General features: G+C 65.4%; 15 protein-coding genes and 1 riboswitch. Of the genes, 10 read left to right on the forward strand and 5 right to left on the reverse strand.

What is annotated here, in order from left to right; translation table 11 throughout:
- Positions 1-7: 7 nt before the first annotated feature.
- The 3 genes from HGK27_RS17320 to crtY are packed head-to-tail and all read right to left on the reverse strand — an operon-like array spanning position 8 to position 3,332.
- Positions 8-589: an LOG family protein gene (locus HGK27_RS17320; protein WP_206242163.1), complete on the reverse strand. Its 582-nt coding sequence runs from the start codon at positions 587-589 to the stop codon at positions 8-10.
- Positions 586-2,067, reverse strand: a complete 1,482-nt coding sequence (locus HGK27_RS17325; RefSeq protein WP_206242165.1) for a phytoene desaturase — start codon at positions 2,065-2,067, stop codon at positions 586-588. Before HGK27_RS17325 ends, HGK27_RS17320 begins: the two co-directional genes overlap by 4 nt.
- The gene (gene crtY, locus HGK27_RS17330) at positions 2,064-3,332 is read right to left on the reverse strand and encodes a lycopene beta-cyclase CrtY (RefSeq protein ID WP_206242166.1); all 1,269 of its coding nucleotides are present in this window, start codon (positions 3,330-3,332) and stop codon (positions 2,064-2,066) included. The genes HGK27_RS17325 and crtY overlap by 4 nt, the downstream gene beginning before the upstream one ends.
- Before the next feature lie 179 nt (positions 3,333-3,511).
- Between crtY and HGK27_RS17335 the strand changes: the two genes are divergently transcribed.
- The 3 genes from HGK27_RS17335 (at position 3,512) to HGK27_RS17345 (ending at position 7,952) form a co-directional block, all read left to right on the forward strand.
- Positions 3,512-4,933, forward strand: coding sequence for a hypothetical protein (locus HGK27_RS17335; RefSeq protein ID WP_206242168.1), 1,422 nt, complete (start codon positions 3,512-3,514; stop codon positions 4,931-4,933).
- A gap of 337 nt (positions 4,934-5,270) precedes the next feature.
- Positions 5,271-5,378, forward strand: a riboswitch (TPP riboswitch).
- Between the two features lie 73 nt (positions 5,379-5,451).
- Positions 5,452-7,329 carry a phosphomethylpyrimidine synthase ThiC gene (gene thiC, locus HGK27_RS17340; RefSeq protein ID WP_206242170.1) on the forward strand — a complete coding sequence of 626 codons (1,878 nt, stop codon included), beginning with the start codon at positions 5,452-5,454 and terminating at the stop codon, positions 7,327-7,329.
- 173 nt (positions 7,330-7,502) lie between these two features.
- Positions 7,503-7,952, forward strand: coding sequence for a YiiD C-terminal domain-containing protein (locus tag HGK27_RS17345; protein ID WP_206242171.1), 450 nt, complete (start codon positions 7,503-7,505; stop codon positions 7,950-7,952).
- A gap of 213 nt (positions 7,953-8,165) precedes the next feature.
- Here HGK27_RS17345 and HGK27_RS17350 read toward each other — a convergent pair whose 3' ends face one another.
- Both HGK27_RS17350 and HGK27_RS17355 read right to left on the reverse strand, forming a co-directional pair.
- Positions 8,166-8,456 (reverse strand): hypothetical protein, encoded by a 291-nt coding sequence (locus tag HGK27_RS17350; RefSeq protein WP_068089913.1) that lies wholly within the window; start codon positions 8,454-8,456, stop codon positions 8,166-8,168.
- Positions 8,457-8,616: 160 nt separating this feature from the next.
- The gene (locus tag HGK27_RS17355; RefSeq protein WP_206242173.1) at positions 8,617-8,874 is read right to left on the reverse strand and encodes a hypothetical protein; all 258 of its coding nucleotides are present in this window, start codon (positions 8,872-8,874) and stop codon (positions 8,617-8,619) included.
- A 240-nt stretch (positions 8,875-9,114) separates the two neighbouring features.
- On the opposite strand from HGK27_RS17355, the gene HGK27_RS17360 reads away from it, so the two are divergent.
- The 7 genes from HGK27_RS17360 to HGK27_RS17390 all read left to right on the forward strand — a co-directional run bounded on the left by HGK27_RS17360 (position 9,115) and on the right by HGK27_RS17390 (position 19,930).
- The gene (locus HGK27_RS17360; protein WP_206242175.1) at positions 9,115-9,897 is read left to right on the forward strand and encodes a hypothetical protein; all 783 of its coding nucleotides are present in this window, start codon (positions 9,115-9,117) and stop codon (positions 9,895-9,897) included.
- A 162-nt stretch (positions 9,898-10,059) separates the two neighbouring features.
- Positions 10,060-10,440: a VanZ family protein gene (locus tag HGK27_RS17365; RefSeq protein ID WP_206242177.1), complete on the forward strand. Its 381-nt coding sequence runs from the start codon at positions 10,060-10,062 to the stop codon at positions 10,438-10,440.
- Between the two features lie 204 nt (positions 10,441-10,644).
- Positions 10,645-11,898: a TolC family protein gene (locus tag HGK27_RS17370; RefSeq protein WP_206242179.1), complete on the forward strand. Its 1,254-nt coding sequence runs from the start codon at positions 10,645-10,647 to the stop codon at positions 11,896-11,898.
- A complete protein-coding gene (locus tag HGK27_RS17375; RefSeq protein ID WP_206242181.1) occupies positions 11,885-13,090 on the forward strand; it encodes an efflux RND transporter periplasmic adaptor subunit in 1,206 nt (401 codons plus the stop codon). The genes HGK27_RS17370 and HGK27_RS17375 overlap by 14 nt, the downstream gene beginning before the upstream one ends.
- Positions 13,091-13,125: 35 nt before the next feature.
- The gene (locus tag HGK27_RS17380; RefSeq protein WP_206242183.1) at positions 13,126-14,655 is read left to right on the forward strand and encodes a glucan biosynthesis protein; all 1,530 of its coding nucleotides are present in this window, start codon (positions 13,126-13,128) and stop codon (positions 14,653-14,655) included.
- On the forward strand, positions 14,652-16,466 hold the full coding sequence (gene mdoH / locus HGK27_RS17385) for a glucans biosynthesis glucosyltransferase MdoH (protein WP_206242185.1): 1,815 nt from the start codon (positions 14,652-14,654) through the stop codon (positions 16,464-16,466). The genes HGK27_RS17380 and mdoH overlap by 4 nt, the downstream gene beginning before the upstream one ends.
- 89 nt (positions 16,467-16,555) lie before the next feature.
- Positions 16,556-19,930: a transglutaminase family protein gene (locus HGK27_RS17390; RefSeq protein ID WP_206242186.1), complete on the forward strand. Its 3,375-nt coding sequence runs from the start codon at positions 16,556-16,558 to the stop codon at positions 19,928-19,930.

Here is a 19,930-nt window from a genome sequence, read left to right on the forward strand (position 1 = left end):
GCGCAGGTCAAAGCGTGTCGGGGTCCATCTGCACGATCGGCTTGATCGGCTCATGCGCTTCCATACGGTCGAGCAGCAGGTCGAGTTCCCGCTCGGCCACGATGATGCCCTGATGGGCAGGTCGGATAAAGCCCACCTCGATCATGTGGCGGTTGAAGGCCAGCAGCTGGTCATAGAAACCGAAGGCGTTGAGCAGCCCCACCGGCTTGGTGTGATAGCCCAGCTGGGCCCAGCTGACGGCTTCCCACAGCTCGTCCATGGTGCCCACGCCGCCGGGCAGGGTGATGAACCCGTCGGACAGGCGGGTGAAGGCGGCCTTGCGCTGGTGCATGTCCTCCACAACGTGCAGCTCGGTGCAGTCATGGTTGGCGACTTCGGTGCGGGCCAGAGCCGTGGGGATCACGCCGATCACCTCACCGCCGTTTTCCAGAGCGCCATTGGCCACCGCGCCCATCAGGCCCAGCTTGCCGCCGCCATAGACGAGGCCAATGCCGCGCTGCGCCAGCGTGGCGCCCACAGTATAGGCCAGTTCGACATAACGCGGGTCCGACGGGGTGGCCGAACCGCAATAGACAGCAATCTTCTTCAAAGTCTCAAATCCTCGATCATCAGGCCGGCGGTCGCTTTCGCGCTGCCGACAACACCCGGAATGCCCGCGCCGGGATGGGTTCCCGCCCCCACCAGATAGAGGTTGGGGATGACATCGTCACGATTGTGCCCGCGGAACCATGCGCTTTGAGTCAGGATCGGCTCAAGGCTGAAAGCGCTGCCCATATAGGCGGAGAGGTCGCTTTCGAAATCGGGCGGGGCATAATGGAATTTGACCGTGATACGGTCGTGAATATCGGGGATGAAGCGCAGGCCGATCTCGTCGAGGATGCGCTTTTCCAGCACCGGGCCGATTGCGTCCCAGTCGATCGGCAGCTTGCCGAGATGGGCGACGGGCACCAGCGCATAGAAGCTGCTGTGCCCCTCGGGCGCCAGCGAGGGATCGCTGATCGTGGGGTGATGGAGATAGATCGAGAAGTCGCGCGGCAGCACGCCGTGGTCGAAAATATCCTCAAGCAGGCCCTTGTAGCGGGGCCCGAAGAGGATCGAGTGATGCGGGATGCCGGGCCATTTGCCCTCCATGCCGAAATGCACCACGAAGAGGCTGGGCGACCAGCGCTTCTTGGCCAGTTTCTTGGCATATTGCTCGCCACGCGGCGCCTCGCAGAGCAGATCGCGATAGGTGTGCATCAGATCGGCATTGCTGGCCACGGCATCGAAGCGTTCGCGCCAGCCGCTGGCGGTTTCCACCTCGCTGGCACGGTTGCCCACGGTGTGGATGCAGGAGACCTTGTCGTTGAGGCGCAGCGTGCCGCCCAGCCGCTCGAACAAAGCCACCATGCCGGAGACCAGCTTGTTGGTGCCGCCCCTGGCCCACCACACGCCGCCATCCTTTTCCAGCTTGTGGATCAGCGCATAGATCGAGCTGGTGGTCATGGGATTGCCGCCCACCAGCAGCGTGTGGAACGACAGCGCCTCGCGCAGCTTCTCGCTTTCCACATAGGAGCTGACGACATCATAGACGCTGCGCCAGGCCTGATGCTTCAGAAGCGCGGGCGCGGCCTTCACCATGCTGGCGAAATCGAGGAAGGGCACATGGCCCAGCTTCACATAGCCTTCCTGATAGACATCCGCCGCATAGCCGAGGAAATCCTCATACCCCCCCAGATCGGCGGGGGCGACGCGGGCGATCTCGCCGCGCAGCGCGCCTTCGTCGTTGGAATAGTCGAAATGGACGCCATCGGGCCATTGCAGCCGATAGAAGGGCATCACCGGCATCAGCTCGACATCGAAAGCCATGCGGTTGCCCGAAAGCGTCCACAATTCCTCAAGGCTGGCCGGATCGGTGATGACGGTGGGCCCGGCATCGAAGGTGTAGCCGTCCTTTTCGAAGACATAGGCCCTTCCGCCCGGCTTGTCGCGCGCCTCCACGATGGTGGTGGCGATCCCCGCGGATTGCAGGCGGATGGCCAGAGCCAGACCGCCAAAGCCGGCGCCGATGACACAGGCGCGTTTCATGATGGCAAGACTCCCGAAGCGCGTGGACCGGCAGAAGGCGACATTGTTGTGGACCCGATCGATGGTTGCAGCGAATCATGCCCGACATTGCCGGGATGATCCAGCCCCGCCAGCGGATTGCCCCCGCCCATAAGCGTGGCGATGGCGGCCCCGAGCGGAACCGGCGGGCGGCCCGTGACCAGCCGCAGCTTATCGGCGGCGGTCAGGCGTCCGGCGTAGAAGTGGGCGATCAGCCCTTCATCCAGCCGGTAGAAGCGTTCGAAGACGCGATGCCAGCGCTCCGGCTGCCCGGCGCCGAACATCATTTTGGCCAGCAGGCGGAAGAAAGCGCCCTCGCGCCAATGGCTGCGCGCCTGGCTTTCGCACAGGGCATCCAGTGCGGTCAGCGTGGGCGCGCGGGCGATGGCCAGCGCCGTTTCCACCGCCGTGGGCAGCGAATAGGAAGTCAGCGGATGGAACAGCGCCGCCCTTACGCCGATGCGGCCCACGCCGGGGATGCGGGTGGCGGCCAGATAGCTCTCGATCTCTCCGCCTGCCACGACTGGCAACACGCCCTGCTCCTCATGCACAATTTCGGCCTCTTTCAGGCCCAGCCCGGCCACATAATCCGCGATGCGCCCGGCCAGAACCTCCCGCTCCAGCCCGGGATGAGCCGAATAATAGGTGTCCTCGACAAAGAGCATGTCCGGCGCAAAGGGCAGCACATAAATAAAGCGATAGCCGTCCCGCTGTTCCACGGTGGCGTCCATGATGATCGGCTTTTCAATACCATGCGGAGCGGTGCGCCACATCTGGCCCACGAATTTCTGCCAGCCGCCCTTCAGCCCCGGAAAGCCCGAAGCGCCCCGCGCATCCAGCACCGCTTGCGTTTCCAGCTGCCGCCCATCGGCCAGGGTCACATGGCTGGCGCTCACCTCCACAGCCGCGCAGCCGCGCAGGATCGCGCCCTTTGGCAGGCGTTCCTCCAGCACCGCATCCAGCTTTTCGCCGGTCAGGCTGTTGTAGCCCATGGGGAGATGGCGCTCGGCCCCGGCAAAGCGTGTGCTGTGCCCGCCCCAGTGCCTCACCACCAGCGGATCGATCAGCCAGCGATCCGCCGCCGCCACATCGCTGTCGAAAAAGGACCAGACATGGTTGCCGCCGCAGCGCTCCCCGGCTTCCACCAGAGTCACGCGCCATTCCGGACGCAGCGCGCCGACGGCCAGCGCCGCCAGCCCACCGGCCAGCCCGCCGCCCAGAATAACCAGATCCGTTTGCGCTCCCATCCTGTCTTTGTATGGATTTACACAGGGCCCGGCAACGGGCCCAGCATACGGAATTTCGGGCAATTTTTTTGGCTGCCCCCGGCGCCATCGGGCAATGCCCTTCGGCCCTTGGCAGCAAATCCTTAAAGTCTGAGGCCGTAAAACCTCCCCGCGTCGATTGGGCCAGAGGAGCGGGCGCCATGGCAATCATCCTTTACCAGCAGGCCGGAGTCCTGCCCGCCGGTCGCCTGCGCGCGAAACTGGCCGAGGCCCTGCCCCTGCGCCGGTGGATCTGCGGCGAGGAGGATGACGGCTCCCCCAACCAGTCCATCCCCCTGCGCGGCCATCACCTGATCTGTGGACGCGGCGAGGGCGCCCCCCTCTTCGTGGAACTGCGCTGCATCGAGATGCCCTATGCGGGCGACACCGCCCCGCCCCATTGCGGCCATGTCACCCTCTCGCCCCCCACCACTGACGACCCTGCCGAGGCCGATCAGGTCACCGCGCTGATCGCCGACGCGCTGATGGGCCACGAGGGCGGCGGCTTGTGGTGCCGCCTGAGTGAAGGCTCCGGCTGGATGGCCGCCGCCGGCATGGAAGAGGTGCTGCGCCGCGTCGCCGCCGGGGAGCCGCTGCAACGCGCGGGCACGGACCCGCACCGCCCCAGCCCCGCCACGCGCCGCGCCGTGGCCCCGGCCTTCCACACCGAAGTCCCCCGCACCGATCGCCTGCCGACCCTGGCCCTGCTGATCGCGCCGGGCAGCGACGGGCGCAACACCCCACCCCCGCCTCCCGGCTGGGCACTGCTGGTACAGCATCTCGACGCGCTCGACCCGGACGGCGACTGGAGCATCGACCCGCGCGATGACAGTGCCGCTCTGCTGACCGGCCGCCCGGGCCGCATCGGCATCACCCTGCACAAGGCGCCCCTGCCCGCCGAATGGCTGCAACTGGCCCAGGGCCACAGCGACTGGCCCGGCCAGCCGCCAGACACCGCCGCCCTGCGCTGGCACACCGCCTGCCTTACGCTCACCTGCGATCTGGAAACCGGCGCTGCCGGGCCTCACGATACCGCTCAGGTCGCCCGTGCGATGGCCGCCGCGCTGCTGCTGCTGGGGCAGGATCTGCACAGCGCCGGGCGGCTGGCTGCTCTGGCCAATCCTGCTCATGCCAAGCTGTTCCCGCCGCAGTATCTGCCGAATCTGGCCGAGACTCTGGAAGCCGATGAAGTGCCTGTGCAGCTGTTCATTTCCACGGCCATCCATACCACCACGCCGGGGGCGGTTTCGCTCTCCACCACCGGGCTGATGCCCTTTCTCGACCATGAGGTGGAGGCCTGGAACGCGCCCGGCGACGCCGAGACTCTCGGCGAGAAGCTGGGCAAGGTGTTGCGCCAGCTGCTGATTCAGGAAATCGTGCCCCGCCATGGCGATACGCTGGGCAGCAGCCCTGTGCGCATTCTCCACGGCACCAGCCGCGCGGAGCGGCCCTATGCCGGAGGGAAGCCGATTCCCGCGCTGTGGCTGGAGTTCGGGGAGGCGCGGCCCTATCCCTCACGCCCGGCGGTGAGTGCTGCGGCGCCTTTGCGGCGGCCGGGGGGGTTTGGCCGGAAGGGATTGTAAGGGGGAAGAAGGAAGATGCGAGGGGGAAGTCCTTGTTGGTCGCATGTCTCAAAAGACATGCTCCGGGCCCTCGCGCTCCCATTCCGTCTTCCGACGATGGGGTGGTGGCGCCCGATCCTTACGCCACGGCTCTCCACCTGCGCCACGCAAAGCGCCGCAGGCAGTTTTATAAGGCATACGCTGCGCTGGTGATTTTAAAGCCTGCGGCGCGGCGTCGTTGCCCTTTGGCTGAACCCGTGGCGCCCACGTAGACATTAACGGGAGCGCGAGGGCGATGGCCCTCGCATCTTCTCTTTCCCCCTTCTGGACAATCCCCCTCCACGCTTCTAACCTGCGCCCAGTTTCCCCGGGGAGCCCGCATGGGCTGAGAGGTGGGCTTTGCGCCCCACGACCCGCTGAACCTGACCCCGTTAATGCGGGCGTAGGGAGGGAGTACCCGGCGGCGGATCTGTGCGATCAGTCCGTGTTCCGGGCGCCTTTTTCCTCACGCCACGCTCTTTGAGGAAGAGGCAAAGCGCATGGCCGATATCGATTCGAAAATGGAGGCTCTCAAAGGGAGCCAGTTCAATGTGACGACGGGCCCTATCCGGGGCAGTCGCAAGATCCATGTGCCGGTGCCGGGCACGGATATTCACGTCGCGATGCGTGAGATCACGCTGGAGCCGGGCAGCGGCGAACCGCCGGTGCGGGTCTATGATACCTCCGGCCCTTACACCGATCCCAAAGCGCAGATCGACATTCAGGCTGGCCTGCCCCTGCTGCGCCGCAACTGGATTCTCGCGCGCGGCGATGTGGAGGATTACGAAGCCCGCGCCATCAAGCCGGAGGATAACGGCCAGCTTGGCCCGGATCGCAGCGGCGGCGTGCCAGCATTTCCCAATCCGGTTCGCCGGCCTTTGCGCGCCAAGGCTGGCGCCAATGTCAGCCAGATGCATTACGCACGGCGCGGCATCGTCACGCCGGAAATGGAGTATGTGGCGGCGCGTGAGAATCTTGGGCGTATGGCGCTGAAGGATGCTTTGGTTCGTGACGGGCAGGATTGGGGCGCCTCCATTCCCGACTTTGTCACCGGCGAGTTTGTACGAGAAGAACTGGCACGCGGGCGGGCGATCATCCCCAACAACATCAACCACCCCGAAACCGAGCCCATGGCCATCGGGCGCAATTTTCTGGTCAAGATCAACGCCAACATCGGCAATTCGGCGGTGGCCTCGGATGTCGCCAGCGAGGTCGACAAGATGGTCTGGTCGATCCGCCATGGTGCCGATACGGTTATGGATCTTTCCACCGGGCGCAACATCCATGACACGCGCGAGTGGATCATCCGCAACAGCCCCGTGCCCATCGGCACCGTGCCGATCTATCAGGCGCTGGAAAAGGTGGGCGGCATCGCCGAGGACCTCAACTGGGAGATCTTCCGCGACACGCTGATCGAACAGGCCGAGCAGGGCGTCGATTACTTCACCATCCATGCGGGCGTGCGCCTGCCCTTTATCCCGCTGACGGCCAAGCGAGTCACCGGAATTGTTTCTCGTGGCGGCTCGATCATGGCGAAATGGTGTCTGGCGCATCACAAGGAATCCTTCCTTTACGAGCGCTTCGACGAAATCACCGAGATCATGAAGGCCTATGACATCGCCTATTCGCTGGGTGATGGCTTGCGCCCTGGCTCCATCGCCGACGCCAATGACGAGGCGCAATTCGCCGAACTCTACACCCTTGGCGAGCTGACCAAGCGCGCCTGGGCGCAGGACGTGCAGGTGATGATCGAGGGGCCCGGCCATGTGCCGATGCACAAGATCAAGCAGAACATGGACAAGCAGCTGGAAGCCTGCGGCGAAGCCCCGTTCTACACGCTCGGGCCGCTCGTGACCGATATCGCGCCGGGCTATGATCACATCACCAGCGGCATCGGCGCGGCGATGATCGGCTGGTTTGGTACGGCGATGCTCTGCTATGTTACGCCCAAGGAGCACCTCGGCCTGCCGGATCGCGATGACGTGAAGGTCGGCGTGGTGACCTACAAGCTGGCCGCCCATGCCGCCGATCTGGCCAAGGGGCACCCTGCGGCGAAACTGCGTGACGATGCGCTTTCGCGCGCGCGATTCGAGTTCCGCTGGCGCGATCAGTTCAACCTGTCCTTGGACCCGGACACTGCCGAGGCCTATCACGATCAGACTCTGCCTGCGGAAGGCGCCAAGACGGCGCATTTCTGCTCCATGTGTGGGCCGAAGTTCTGCTCGATGAAGATCACGCAGGAGGTGCGCGATTTCGCCGCCAAGCAGAATCAGGAGCCGGGGGCATTCATCGCCGCCGAGGAGGCCGAAAAGGGGATGGAGGAGATGTCCGCTTTGTATCGCGACGGCGGGGATCTTTACATTCCGGCTGCGGAGTAAGCTAGAAAGGCAGGTGCGAGGGTGGAGTCTTTCGTTGGTCGCCTTTCTCAAGAGAAAGGCTCCGGCCCTCGCGCTCCCATGATGTCTTCTGGCGAAGCGGCAGTGGCACCCGATCGTTGCGCCCTGTCTCTCCGTTGATTTGCCCAAGGGCCGCGCCTAGGCTGGGCGGCATCATGGATATCGCTGTTCTAGAGCAATATTTGCATCACCAGATCCCCTTGTCGGAAGCGATGCAGGTGACGGTTGATGCGGCTGGATCGGACTCGGTGGTGCTTTCCGCGCCGCTTGAACCCAACATCAATCACAAGAGAACCGCCTTTGGCGGCAGCATCTCGACCCTGGGCATCCTTGCCGCATGGTCTCTGGTGCATCTGCGGTTGCTGGAGGAGGGCCTGCGCTGCGAGGTTGTCATCCAGTCCAACCAGATGGATTATGAGCGGCCGATCACGGGGGCGTTTAGCGCCGCTTCTGCGGTGCGCGATCCGGCGGGATGGCCGACCTTCCTCAAGACATTGCGGCGCCGGAAGATGGCGCGCATTGAGGTAAGCTCAGACCTGATGTTCGAGGAAGCGGTGGTTGGCCGCCTGAGCGGACGCTTCGTGGCCTTCCTGCAGGAAGCCTGAGAACTCAACCCCGCTGCGAAGCAGCAGTAAAACCGGAAGCCCCACGCAGACCAGAAAGGGATTGCAAAGGGCGCCATAGCTTGTCGCGTGCGACAAGCGCACTCTTGGGGCCCTTTGCCCGCCGGAGGCAAAAAACCTAATGCACAAAGAAAAAGGCCGGATGAGGCAAACCCCATCCGGCCTTTTCAAACGCTTGGTTGGAAGCGCTTCGCCTTAGCGAGCAGCAACCAGCAGCTTGGCGTTCAGCGGCTGCACGTCGCGCAGCGAGAACGAAACCGGAGCGTTGTCGATGAAGCCCGACACGCCGCCCTTGGCAACGCGCAGTTCGAAAGGAACCGAACCCTTGTCGGCGGTGCCCTTCAGGATGCGGACGTCGCCCTTGGTCTCGACGGTGTAGGCGTAGTCGACGCCATCATACGAGAAGGTCTGCTTGGGAGCAGCTTCAGCCGAGGCAACGGCGGGCAGAGCGAAGAGAGCGGCAGCGGCAAAAACAGTCTTGAACATGGCAATTTCCCTTTGTGTCGAAGGCCTGCTTCGAAGGTGAGATTGCCTTCAGCATCCTTATCTGTTGCATTGCAGCATATGGAAATGCGCTGTGGCGCTCAATTGTGTTTGCCGTTTAGGTGATTGCAAGAAATGCAACATATTTGGCAATCGACGGAAATCAGCGCAGAATTTGCTCAACACGCCGCAGAAAAATGGTTCGCGCATAGCTATGCGTGCAAAGAGCGCATAAGAAGAAAGACCATTGCGGAAATTTTCCGAAATTACGCAAACCTAAATGGCTCAAGAAGATTCGAATCACACAGCCGCCATAAAACCATTCGGGTGCGCGTAATTGCGATATTACGCCATAACGGATAAAATCCAAATCAAGGCCCTTCCAAACACCCATCCTGCCTGCATAATCCACAAACCTCACCCTCTCTCCCTGTCTCACGCAAGTTAACTTGCCCCTCTGCAACAGGCGTGGCACGCCCCTCCCCACAGTCGCGGCAAACGCCGCTGGCAAAACACAAAATAACATCGGGGTCAGACTGCGTTCAGCATGAAGATCCTAGATATATCGGCACAGAAACTTTGGCCCTGTAGAACCGTTTACGCCCTACAGGCTTTGGAGAGTTGTCCCATGACCCCTTCATCAGGCGCTAAGCTGAAAAGCATGCGGAAGATCGTGCTCGCCGGTGGTGCGCTGGCGATGGCGGTAGGCCCTCTGGCAGCCGGTCTTGCCTCTGCGCAGGACGGTTCCTACGGCTACCCCGACCAGTCCCAGCAATATCCCAATGGGCAATACCCGAACGGCCAATATCAAGGTCAGTACCAGGGCCAGTATCCGAACCAGGGTTATCCCAATCAGGGCGGCCAGTATCAGAACCCGCCGCCCGAGCCCGTGGCCCCCGGCGGCTATGACGGCACCCGTCCGCCCCCGCCGCCTCCCGGCTATGCCGCGCCCAGCGATCTGGCCGCGCAGCAGATGGCCGATCAGCGCTATGCGCAGAATGCCGAGAACTGGGCGCGTGACAATTGCGTCAAGTCGCATGGCAATGTCGCGGGCGGCGCGGCGGTCGGCGGCATTCTGGGCGCCATCATCGGCGGCGCGCTTGGCGGTCGTCACGATCGCGGTGCGGGCGTCTTTGCCGGCGCGGCGGTCGGCGCGGTCGGCGGCGCGGCAGTGGCCAGCTCCAGCGGCGGCGCCACCAGCCCCGGTTGCCCTCCCGGCTATGTGACGCGCGGCGGTGCTCCGGAATGGGGTTATCAGCCCGCAGGCTACTACTATGCCGCGCCGGACTGGTATCGCCCCTGGGTCTTTATCGACAACAGCTGGGTCTATCGCCCCTATCCCTATCACGACTTCTATTACCGCACCTGGTGGGGTCCCCGCCATGGCGGCTGGCGTGGTGGTCCGGGCTGGCGCGGCGGCCCGCATGGCGGCTGGCGCCGCTGAGCGACACAAACAGAGAGGGCGGCATGCGAATGCCGCCCTTTTTGCATCGTGGCACCAAACCCCTTTTGCCTTCCGCCTGTAAACTTTCCCTGCGAAGAAGCGCTTGGCGGCAGAGGGGAATTCGTCCATCAGGCGCCAATCAGCCCCTCCTGCCGGTGTTTCATGACGATCGACAAACCCTCGCGTGGCGTGTTCCTTCTGCTGCTGGCCACGGTGCTGTATCTGACGCTGATGCCGTCACCGCCCCATGTCGCGCTCGACAATCTGCCCTTTGGCGACAAGATCGAGCATTTTCTGGCCTTTGGCTCGCTGACCTTTGCCGCCCGTTTCGGCTTTCCGCGCATGGCGGAGTGGCTGGTGTTGGAACGATTGTCGTTTCTGGGCGCTATGATCGAGGTGGTTCAAGGTTCCCCCGGCCTGCATCGCGATTGCGACTGGCGGGATTGGGCCGCCGATACGCTGGGTGTGCTGGTCGCCTTGGCGGCGGTGCGGGTGCTCTATGCCCTGTTTCGCAGCCGGCAGCCGCGACCCACGCTGCATTAAGCTGCTCCCCGAAAGGCAGCGGAAAGGACGTTGATGTCGCTGCCCGTTCTGAACTTGTCCTCCTCCAGCACGGGCCCGAGGCCTTCCCTGCCGCATCGCACCAAAGCGCAAAAGCCCGCATCCATGGCCGTCACCGGCCCCGCATCTGTATCAATATGACGCGATGCGATTGCCTTGCCGCGTTTTTTTGCTAGCAGAGGCCCTGTGACGACAGCCTTCCCCCCCATGGATCGGTCGCGCCTTGCTGTGCGGAACCTGGTGCTCACACTGGCCTTTGCCTGTGCCGGTTGCATGAGCGGCCACACCGATTCCCCGCCGCTGCGCCTGGTTTCCGAAACCGCGCCCTCCACGCCCGACGACGCCCTGCCCTGGTGGAAAGGCGCGGGCGATCCCGTGCTGGCCCAACTGATCGAGCAGGGTCTGGCGCATGATCCGGTGCTGATCTGTCAGGCCTTCAACCTCACCCAGAGCGAGGACAAGGCCCATGCGCCCGGCCTGCGCCACCGCCTCTCGCATCTGATCGCTCAGGATGACGACACCGCGCGGCGCGCTCAGGCCTATGCCTATGCCGACGCCCGCAACCATCTGGCCGAGCGTATCGCTCTGGCCTATATTGAGGCCCGGCGCTGGCAGGAACGCCTTGCGGTGCGCGTCAAGGCTGTCGACCCGCTGCGCGACAATGGCGAGATCGCCCATTTCCGCAAGGAAGCGGGGCTCGTCCCCGCGATGGACGGCGATATGGCCGATGTGATGACCGGGCTGGACACTGCCACGGTGGAAGCCGCCCGCAACAAGCTGGGCGAGGCCATCGGCAATCTGGCGAAACTCACTCACGCCCTGCCCGACGATCTGCGTGGGCAACTGGGCAGTGAGGGCCATTTGCCCGCGCTGGCCGCCAAGCCCGCCAATGATCGCAGCCACCGCGCCGATCTGCGCGGCCTCGAACTGCGGCTGACCGCCGACCTGACTCACCACAAGGTCGAGCAGGATGTGATCGACAGCGCCGCCAAGGCGCCCGAAGGCACGCCCGCCCCCGAAGCCCCCGCCAAACCGGCCGATGGCAAGAAGGGCGACCCCAAAATCACCGCCGATGCGCGCGCCCAGAACGCCGTGGCCGCATGGCGCGCCGCGCAGATCCGCGCCGATGCGGAAATCCGTGACGCCAGCGCCGCGCTGGACACCACCACCATGCGCCTCGCCCCGCTGGCCAAGGCAGAGGCGACGGCCACCCGCACCGTCACCGATGCCCGTCTGGGCTATCGCAGCGGAACCGAGACATTCTCCATGCTCTATGTCGCCGAAGCCGCCGTGCTGGCCGCGCAGGAAGGGCAGATCGATGCCCGCGCCGCCGCCGCCGCCGCTGCCGTCCGCCTGTGGTCCGCGCAGGGCCTGGGCTGGCACGATGCCGATCTGGCCCCTGCGCCGACTGAAGGTGTGACGGTCTGTGTCCAGCCCTGAACTCGACGCTTTTCTGGGGGCCCGCCCCCATCGCGAGCTGTATCACTGGCTCAGCGTGGGCGCCATTGTGGTGGCGCTGGCGGTGGCCTTCGTGCTGCTGGGGCGCTTCGTCAACGGGCCGGATCTGGCCTATTACAGCTCTCCGGTTGAGCGCGGTGACATCACCCCGGTGATCTCGGGCGAGGGCACGCTGCATGCCGTGGGCGAGGTGGCGATCACCGCCACCAGCGACGGCGCAGTGCAGAGCGTGCCGGGCCCGGCGCAGGGCCCGGTGGCTGCCGGGCAATTGCTGGTCACCATGGACAATGCCTCGCTGCTGGCCGAGCAGACCGCGGCTCAAGCGCAGCAGATGCAGGCGCAGGGCGATCTCGACCGCGCCAAATTGTCGCTGAGCGAGGCCCAGATCAAGCTGGCGCGCTATGATGCGGTGTGGCGCAAGTCGCAGGGCCGCGTGCCCTCGCTCAACGAGATGCAGGGCGCCCGCGCCGATGCGGGCCGCGCCGCCATTGCCGCCAGCACCGCCCAATCGGCACTCTCGGCAGCGCAGGCGAAGGTCAAGGCGGCTCAGGCCAAGCTGGCGGGCAGCGCGATTTCGGCCCCTGCCGCAGGGGTCGTGGTGGCCCGCATGGTCACGCCCGGGCAGGGCGTGCAGGCGGGCGCGCCGCTCTTCACGCTGGCGCCCGGCGTCGACAAATTGACCGTTGCCGTGCCGCTCGATGCCGCTCAGGCCCAGCGTCTGGCCATCCATGCCCATGCCCGCGTGCTGGCCCCGGCGCTCAGCGATGGGCCGCGCAGCGCCACGCTCGATCGCCTCGATCCGGGCCCGGGCGATGGGCGGCAGTTCGCCGTCTTCACGCTGGATGCGCCCGCAGCGCCGCTCAAGCCCGGCATGCCGGTGACGGTGGACATCGATCTGCCCGCGCGGCAGGGCGTGCTGCTGGTGCCCAATGCAGCGCTGACCTTCGCGCCTGAGGGCAAGCGCCCGGGCGGCAACGTCTATGTGCTGGCGCAGCATCAGCAGCCCCGGCAAGTGCCGGTTGCCGTCGGGGTCTCGGACGGTCAGCATACCGAAGTCATCGCCACCGGCCTGCAGCCGGGCGAACAGATCATCACCGGCTGGCGTCATGCACCGGAAAAAAATCAAACGGGGGGGAATCCGAAGGCGGCCACCACACCGCCCACGAAACCTTGAGCCGCGCCTTGCGCGTTACACGGATGATATCGATTATGACCAAGCCCCCGTTTTCGCCCCGGACTTCTCTCTCTCGGCGCGAGGCGACCGGCCTGATTTCCGCCTTCGTCGCTGCTCTGACGGCTCCGGGCGCCGCACTGGCCGCGCCCGCCGGACGCTTCGGCCCTGCCACGCCTTTCTCCTGGGATCGCCTTGTCGCCCGCGCTCAGGCCAATGCCCGCCGCCCCTACACCGAACGCCCCGTATCGAAGCTGGCGGTGGCTGATTTCGACACCCATGTCCGCCTCACCTATGGTCAGGCCGAGGAACTGCCCGGCCATGTCCGCCTGTTTCCCACCCGCGTCGGCATCGCCCCGCAGGCCGTGGGCATCAGCATCGTCGAGAACGGGCAGGCCCGCACGCTCACCGATATGACGGGCCTGTTCGGCGGCGGTCAGGATGGCGAGGCGGCCGGCTTCCGCGTGATGTGGGCCGATGGCCATGCCGACTGGCTGGCCTTCCTTGGCGGTTCCTACTTCCGCGCGGCGGGCAGCCATGACCAGTTCGGCCTGTCCGCACGCGGCATCAGCGTCAACACCGGCGCCCCCGGCCCCGAGGAATTCCCCGAATTCACCGACTTCTGGTTCGAGGGCAAGGGCGAGGACGGGCTGATCGTCCATGCCCTGCTCGATGGGCCTTCGCTGACCGGCGCCTATCGCATCGAAACCAAGCGCACGCCCGATGCGGGCATTCAGGACGTGACCGCCACGCTGTTCCTGCGCCGCGACATTGAGCGGCTGGGCCTCGCCCCCATGACCAGCATGTATCTTTATGGCGAGGGCGACCGCCGCGCCGACTGGCGCCCCGAAGTGCATGACAGCGACGGCCTCGCCATCGTGACGGGCACGGGCGAGCATATCTGGCACCCGCTGATCAACCCCGAGCAGGAACACAAGCCGCCCGTCACCAACGCCATGCGCGCGGATCATGTGAAGGGCTTCGGCCTGCTGCAGCGCGATCAGGATTTCGATCATTATCAGGATGATATGAGCTATTACCACCGCCGCCCCTCGCTCTGGGTGGAGCCGAAGGGGGATTGGGGGCCGGGCGCGGTGGCGCTCTATTCCTTCGCCTCGATTTCCGAGACGGTGGACAATGTCTGCGCCTATTGGCTGAGCGACACGCCTGCCAAAGCCGGGCAGCGCCGCGACTTCGCCTATCGCCTCACCTGGAGTTCGCAGGAACCGGCGCATGGAAACAATGCCCTGTGTACTGCGTTTCGTGTTGGACCCGGTGGTGTGCCCGGGCAAGATGAGATCAAGGGTGTCACCCGCTATGTGTTCGATTTCGAAGGCGATATTCTGGCGGGCCTCACCCGTGACAGCCATGTCGAAGCCCAGACGGACATTCCTGCCAAGGCCGTGCTGTTGATGGCGGTGGGCCCGGTGGGCGGCCAGAAGAACATCTGGCGCGTGACGATGGATGTGCGCCATGCCGATCTGCCTCACCCCGAATTCCGCCTGTTCCTCAAGCGCGGCGGTGCTGCCCTGAGCGAGACGGTGATCGCCACGGCCAAGCTACCATGAGCACAACCCTTCCCAATCTGCCGCAAGAAGCGCCGCTGGAGATGCCGATCCAGCGGCTGGACGGCGTTCCGCCCGCCGTGCGCGAAGTGGCCACCCGCCCGCAGGGGCTGGTGGTCAAGCGCCTGCTGCTGATCGCGCTGACCGCCGTGCTGGCACTGGCCGCCTCCAGCGAGATTCGCGCCGCCTTCTCGCGCGATGGGCTGGACGTCTTCGATGTGCTGCTGCTGCTGTTCTTCGTGCCGCTGTTCAGCTGGGTGGCCTTTGGCTTTGTCTCCTCCACCTTCGGCTTTTTGCAGCTGATGACCGGAGCGCATCCGGGGTTTGCCCCGGTGCCCCACCTGCCTGCACCGCTCACCAAGCGCACCGCCGTGCTGATGCCGGTCTACAATGAGAGCGTGGAGGATGTGTTCGCCCGCGTGCGCGCCATGGTCCATTCCATCGCGGCGGCGGGCGGCGGCGAGGCGGTGGACTTCTTCGTGCTGAGCGATTCCAACGAGTTGCACGGCAAGCGCGAGGAAGCGGCATGGGCCACTATGGCCGCCAAATCACCGATCCCGCTCTATTACCGCCGGCGCGAGAAGAACATCGCCCGCAAGCCCGGCAACATCGCGGAATGGGTGCGCCGCTTTGGCGGAGCCTATGAATCGATGCTCGTGCTCGATGCCGACAGTCTGATGAGCGGCGAGACCATCGTCGGCCTCGCCTCGATCATGGAGGCGCGCCCCTCGCTCGGCCTGCTGCAGACCGTGCCGATGATCACCAATGCGCAGACGCTGTTCCAGCGCTGGATGCGCTTCGCCAGCGAGGCTTACGGGCCGATCGCCTCGGCGGGGCTGCTGTGGTGGTCGGGCTCGGAAGCGAATTTCTGGGGCCATAACGCCATTTTGCGCACCCGCGCCTTTGCCGAAAGCTGCGGCCTGCCCGATCTGCCGGGCAAGCCCCCCTTCGGCGGCCATATCCTCAGCCATGACATGGTGGAATCAGCCCTGCTGCGCCGCCGCGGCTGGGCGGTGCATATGGTGATGATCGCGGGCAGCTATGAGGAATTTCCGCCCACCATCGTCGATCATGCCATCCGTGACCGCCGCTGGATGCAGGGCAATCTGCAGCATCTGCGGCTGCTGGGGGCCTCGGGCCTGTCCATGGCCAGCCGCTTGCATCTGGTGATCGGGGCTTCGGCCTATCTCACCTCGCCGGGCTGGCTGCTGCTGCTGCTGACCACCATCTTGCAGGTGACCGCCTCGCGCGATCAGAGCCTGCCTCAGGCCGCGCCTCCGGGCGTGCTGTGGCTGACGGTGGTGCTGCTGTTCGGGCCCAAGCTGATGGGGCTGATCTGGATGCTGGCCGACAGGGAGCGCCGCGCCAGCTTTGGCGGCGCCGGGCGCGCGATCAAATCGGTGCTGCTGGATATTCTGCTGGCCATGCTGCTGGCGCCGGTCTCGATGGTGATGCAGGTCAAGGCGCTGGTCAGTCTGGTGCTGGGCATTCCCAGCGGCTGGCACACCCAGAACCGCGAGGCGCAGCGCATCCCCCTGCGCACCATCCTGCCCGATCTGCGCGAGCATATCCTGCTGGGCATCCTGTTCGCCGCCACGGCATGGGTCGATCCGGTGACGGCCTTGTGGCTCTCGCCGCTGACCATCGGGCTGTTCACCTCGCCATGGCTGATCAGCATCAGTTCCAGTGAAGAGGTGGGCATGCGCATGGCCGCACGCGGCTATTTTCAGGCGCCGCCTGTCGATGTGGTGGCCACGCCTGACGATGATGGGGATGATACCAAGCCCGGCATTGTGCCCCTCGCGCTGGCCTGACGCAAGGGGGGGAATGCCGCCCCCCCATGGCATAGGGCTCTCCCATTTTCCGTGTTGCGGCGCACCATCATCTGCCGCACACTCGGCCCATGATCAAAGCAGGGCTCCACCACCTCACCCGCTACAATTACGATCGCCCGATCCGGCTGGGGCCGCAGGTCATCCGGCTGAGACCGGCGCCGCACAGCCGCACGGCGGTGCCCAATTACTCGCTGAAGATCAGCCCCGAAAACCACTTCCTCAACTGGCAGCAGGACCCTCACGGGAACTGGCAGGCACGCATCGTCTTCCCCGATCCGGTCGACCATTTCGGGGTGGAGGTGGACCTGCTGGCCGATCTGGCGGTGATCAACCCCTTCGACTTCTTCGTCGAGGAGTATGCCGAAACCTTCCCCTTCACTTATGCCGAAGAGCTGGAAGGCGATCTGGCCGCCTATTTCGAGATCGAGCCACAAGGCGCTTTGTTCGAAACCCTCTACCAGCGCTTCGCCGGGGTAGAGGAAGAACGCACCATCGATTTTCTGGTGGCGGTGAATCAGGCGGTGAATGCTGCGGTCAATTACGTCATCCGCATGGAGCCGGGCGTGCAGACGCCCGAGGAAACGCTGGAGGAAGCCAGCGGATCCTGCCGCGATTCGGCATGGCTTCTGGTGCAACTGCTGCGCCGCCTTGGCTTTGCCGCGCGTTTCGTCTCGGGCTATTCGATCCAGCTTCTGCCCGATGTGATCCCGGTGGAAGGCCCCAAGGGCGTCTCGCAGGATGTCTGCGATCTGCACGCCTGGGCCGAGGTCTATGTGCCCGGCGCGGGCTGGATCGGCATGGACGCCACATCGGGCATGCTGGCGGGCGAGGGCCATATTCCGCTGGCCGCCACGCCGCATTACCGCTCTGCCGCCCCGGTGGTGGGCATGGCCGAGCCCGCCGAGGTCGATTTCCATTTCGAGATGAGCGTCCACCGCATTCAGGAAGCGGTGCGCATCACCAAGCCCTTCACCGATGCCCGCTGGGAGGCGCTGTTGGCGCTGGGCGACCGGGTGGATGCCGACATCACCGCGCAGGACATGCGCCTGACCATGGGCGGCGAGCCGACCTTTATCGCCGACAGCGATTTCGACGCGCCCGAATGGAACGCCGATGCAGTGGGCCCCACGAAGGCGGGCTATGCCGACCGGCTGATCCGCAAGCTGCGTGAAGCCTTTGCGCCGGACTCGCTGCTGCATCATGGGCAGGGAAAATGGTATCCGGGGGAGAGCCTGCCGCGCTGGGGCTATTCGCTGTACTGGCGGCGAGACGGCCAACCGGTGTGGCGCGACGCCAGCCTGATCGCCGGGCAGCCCGTGCCGGGCGAGAAGGCCGACACGCCGATCACCGTCGAAACCGCCAGCGCCTTCCTCTCGGCCACGGCGAAGAAGCTGGGCGTCTCGCCCGATTACGCCATGCCGGTGTATGAGGATGCCGTGGAATGGATCGTGCGCGAGGCGCAATTGCCCGCCAACACCGATCCCCTCTCGCCCGAGATCGACGATCCCGAGGCGCGCGCCCGTTTCATGCGCACCTTCCAGCGCGGGCTGACCAAGCCCATCGGCCATGCCTTGCCGATTCAGCGCTGGCAGTCGCAGAACCACCCGCCGCGCTGGATGAGCGAACATTGGCGCGTGCGGCGCGGGGTGCTTTACGCGGTGCCGGGCGATTCCTCGCTGGGCTATCGCCTGCCGCTGGGCTCGCTGCCTTTCGTGCCCGCCGCCAACTATCCCTACATCAATCCGCAGGACACCGCCGAGCCGCGCGAGCCCCTGCCCGATTTCCGCGCCAAGCTGGCCGAGCGCGTGGCGGAACGCGGCGCGCAGGCCTCGATCGTTTCCGCGCCACCTCCGCCGCCGCAGCATCGTAACGAACAGGCGATCAGCAGCATCGAGGGCGCGGTGCGCACCGCCATCACCGTCGAGCCGCATAACGGCCCCGATGGCCATTACGTCTCGGTCTTCCTGCCCCCGGTGGCCCAGCTTGAGGACTATCTCGACCTGATCGCGGCGGTGGAAGCCGTGGCGGAAGAAACCCGCACCCCCGTCCGCATCGAGGGCTATCCCCCGCCCGCCGACCCGCGTCTGGTGGTGCTGAAGATCACCCCCGACCCCGGCGTGGTCGAGGTCAACATCCACCCCGCCACCAGCTGGCGCGAGCAGGTGGAGATCACCGAAACGCTCTACCAAGCCGCGCGAGAGGTTGGCCTCACCGCCGACAAATTCATGGTCGATGGCCGCGCCGTGGGCACCGGCGGGGGCAATCATATCGTGCTGGGCGGGCCATCGCTGCTCGATTCGCCCTTTATCCGCCGGCCCGATCTGCTGAAAAGCTTCGTGATCTACTGGCAGCGGCATCCGGCGCTGTCCTACCTGTTCTCGGGCCTGTTTATCGGCCCGACCAGCCAAGCGCCGCGCATCGATGAGGCCCGCCACGATGGCCTCTACGAGCTGGAAATCGCGCTGGCGCAGATCCCCGGCCCCAACCAGCCCCAACCGCTGGCATGGGTGACCGATCGCCTGCTGCGCAACAGTCTGGTCGATGTGACGGGCAACACCCACCGCACCGAAATCTGCATCGACAAATTCTTCAGCCCTGATGGCCCCACCGGGCGTCTCGGCCTGATCGAGTTCCGCGGCTTCGAAATGCCGCCCGAACCACGCATGAGCCTCGCCCAGCAATTGCTGATCCGCGCTTTGGCCGCGCTGTTCTGGCGCCAGCCGGTGGAGGGCGCTCTGGTGCGCTGGGGCACCACGCTGCATGACAAATTCATGCTGCCCCATTTCGTCTGGGAGGATTTCCTCGACGTTCTGGCTGACCTGCGCGCAGGCGGCTACGATTTCGATCCGGCATGGTTCGAGGCGCAGCGCCAGTTCCGCTTCCCCACCCATGGCTCGATCCACGCGGGCGGTGTCCATGTCGACATCACCCATGCGCTGGAGCCGTGGAACGTGCTGGGCGAAACCGGCGCCATCGGTGGCACAGTGCGCTTTGTAGACTCCTCCACGGAACGGCTTCAGGTCAAGGCCAGCGGGCTGGTGCCGGGCCGCCATATCATCACCTGCAACGGCCGCCGCGTGCCGCTGACCGCCACCGGCCAGCCGGGCGAGGCGGTGGGCGGCGTGCGCTACAAGGCATGGTGGCCCGCCGACTGCCTGCATCCGCTGATGCCGCCGCATGCCCCGCTCACCTTCGATGTGCTGGACACATGGAACGGGCGCTCGCTGGGCGGCTGCGTCTATCATGTGGCGCATCCGGGCGGGCGCAATTACGACACCGCCCCGATCAACGCCTATGAGGCCGAGGCGCGCCGCAAGGCCCGCTTCTGGGAGCATGGCCATACCCCCGGCCCGCTGCCCGTGCCGCCGCAGGAGCTGTCGGGCGAATTTCCCTTCTCGCTGGACCTGAGGCGCGGTCCGGTGGGTTCGGCGCCCGGGCTGTAG

This window comes from Novosphingobium terrae, from assembly GCF_017163935.1.
Lineage (GTDB): Bacteria > Pseudomonadota > Alphaproteobacteria > Sphingomonadales > Sphingomonadaceae > Novosphingobium > Novosphingobium terrae.

Bases quoted from the DNA above. Each gene is read 5' to 3' on its own strand.
- HGK27_RS17325 (WP_206242165.1), bottom strand. From the start codon at position 2,067: ATGAAACGCGCCTGTGTCATCGGCGCCGGCTTTGGCGGTCTGGCTCTG.
- crtY (WP_206242166.1), bottom strand. From the start codon at position 3,332: ATGGGAGCGCAAACGGATCTGGTTATTCTGGGCGGCGGGCTGGCCGGT.
- HGK27_RS17335 (WP_206242168.1), top strand. From the start codon at position 3,512: ATGGCAATCATCCTTTACCAGCAGGCCGGAGTCCTGCCCGCCGGTCGC.
- thiC (WP_206242170.1), top strand. From the start codon at position 5,452: ATGGCCGATATCGATTCGAAAATGGAGGCTCTCAAAGGGAGCCAGTTC.
- HGK27_RS17345 (WP_206242171.1), top strand. From the start codon at position 7,503: ATGGATATCGCTGTTCTAGAGCAATATTTGCATCACCAGATCCCCTTG.
- HGK27_RS17350 (WP_068089913.1), bottom strand. From the start codon at position 8,456: ATGTTCAAGACTGTTTTTGCCGCTGCCGCTCTCTTCGCTCTGCCCGCC.
- HGK27_RS17360 (WP_206242175.1), top strand. From the start codon at position 9,115: ATGCGGAAGATCGTGCTCGCCGGTGGTGCGCTGGCGATGGCGGTAGGC.
- HGK27_RS17365 (WP_206242177.1), top strand. From the start codon at position 10,060: ATGACGATCGACAAACCCTCGCGTGGCGTGTTCCTTCTGCTGCTGGCC.
- HGK27_RS17380 (WP_206242183.1), top strand. From the start codon at position 13,126: ATGACCAAGCCCCCGTTTTCGCCCCGGACTTCTCTCTCTCGGCGCGAG.
- mdoH (WP_206242185.1), top strand. From the start codon at position 14,652: ATGAGCACAACCCTTCCCAATCTGCCGCAAGAAGCGCCGCTGGAGATG.
- HGK27_RS17390 (WP_206242186.1), top strand. From the start codon at position 16,556: ATGATCAAAGCAGGGCTCCACCACCTCACCCGCTACAATTACGATCGC.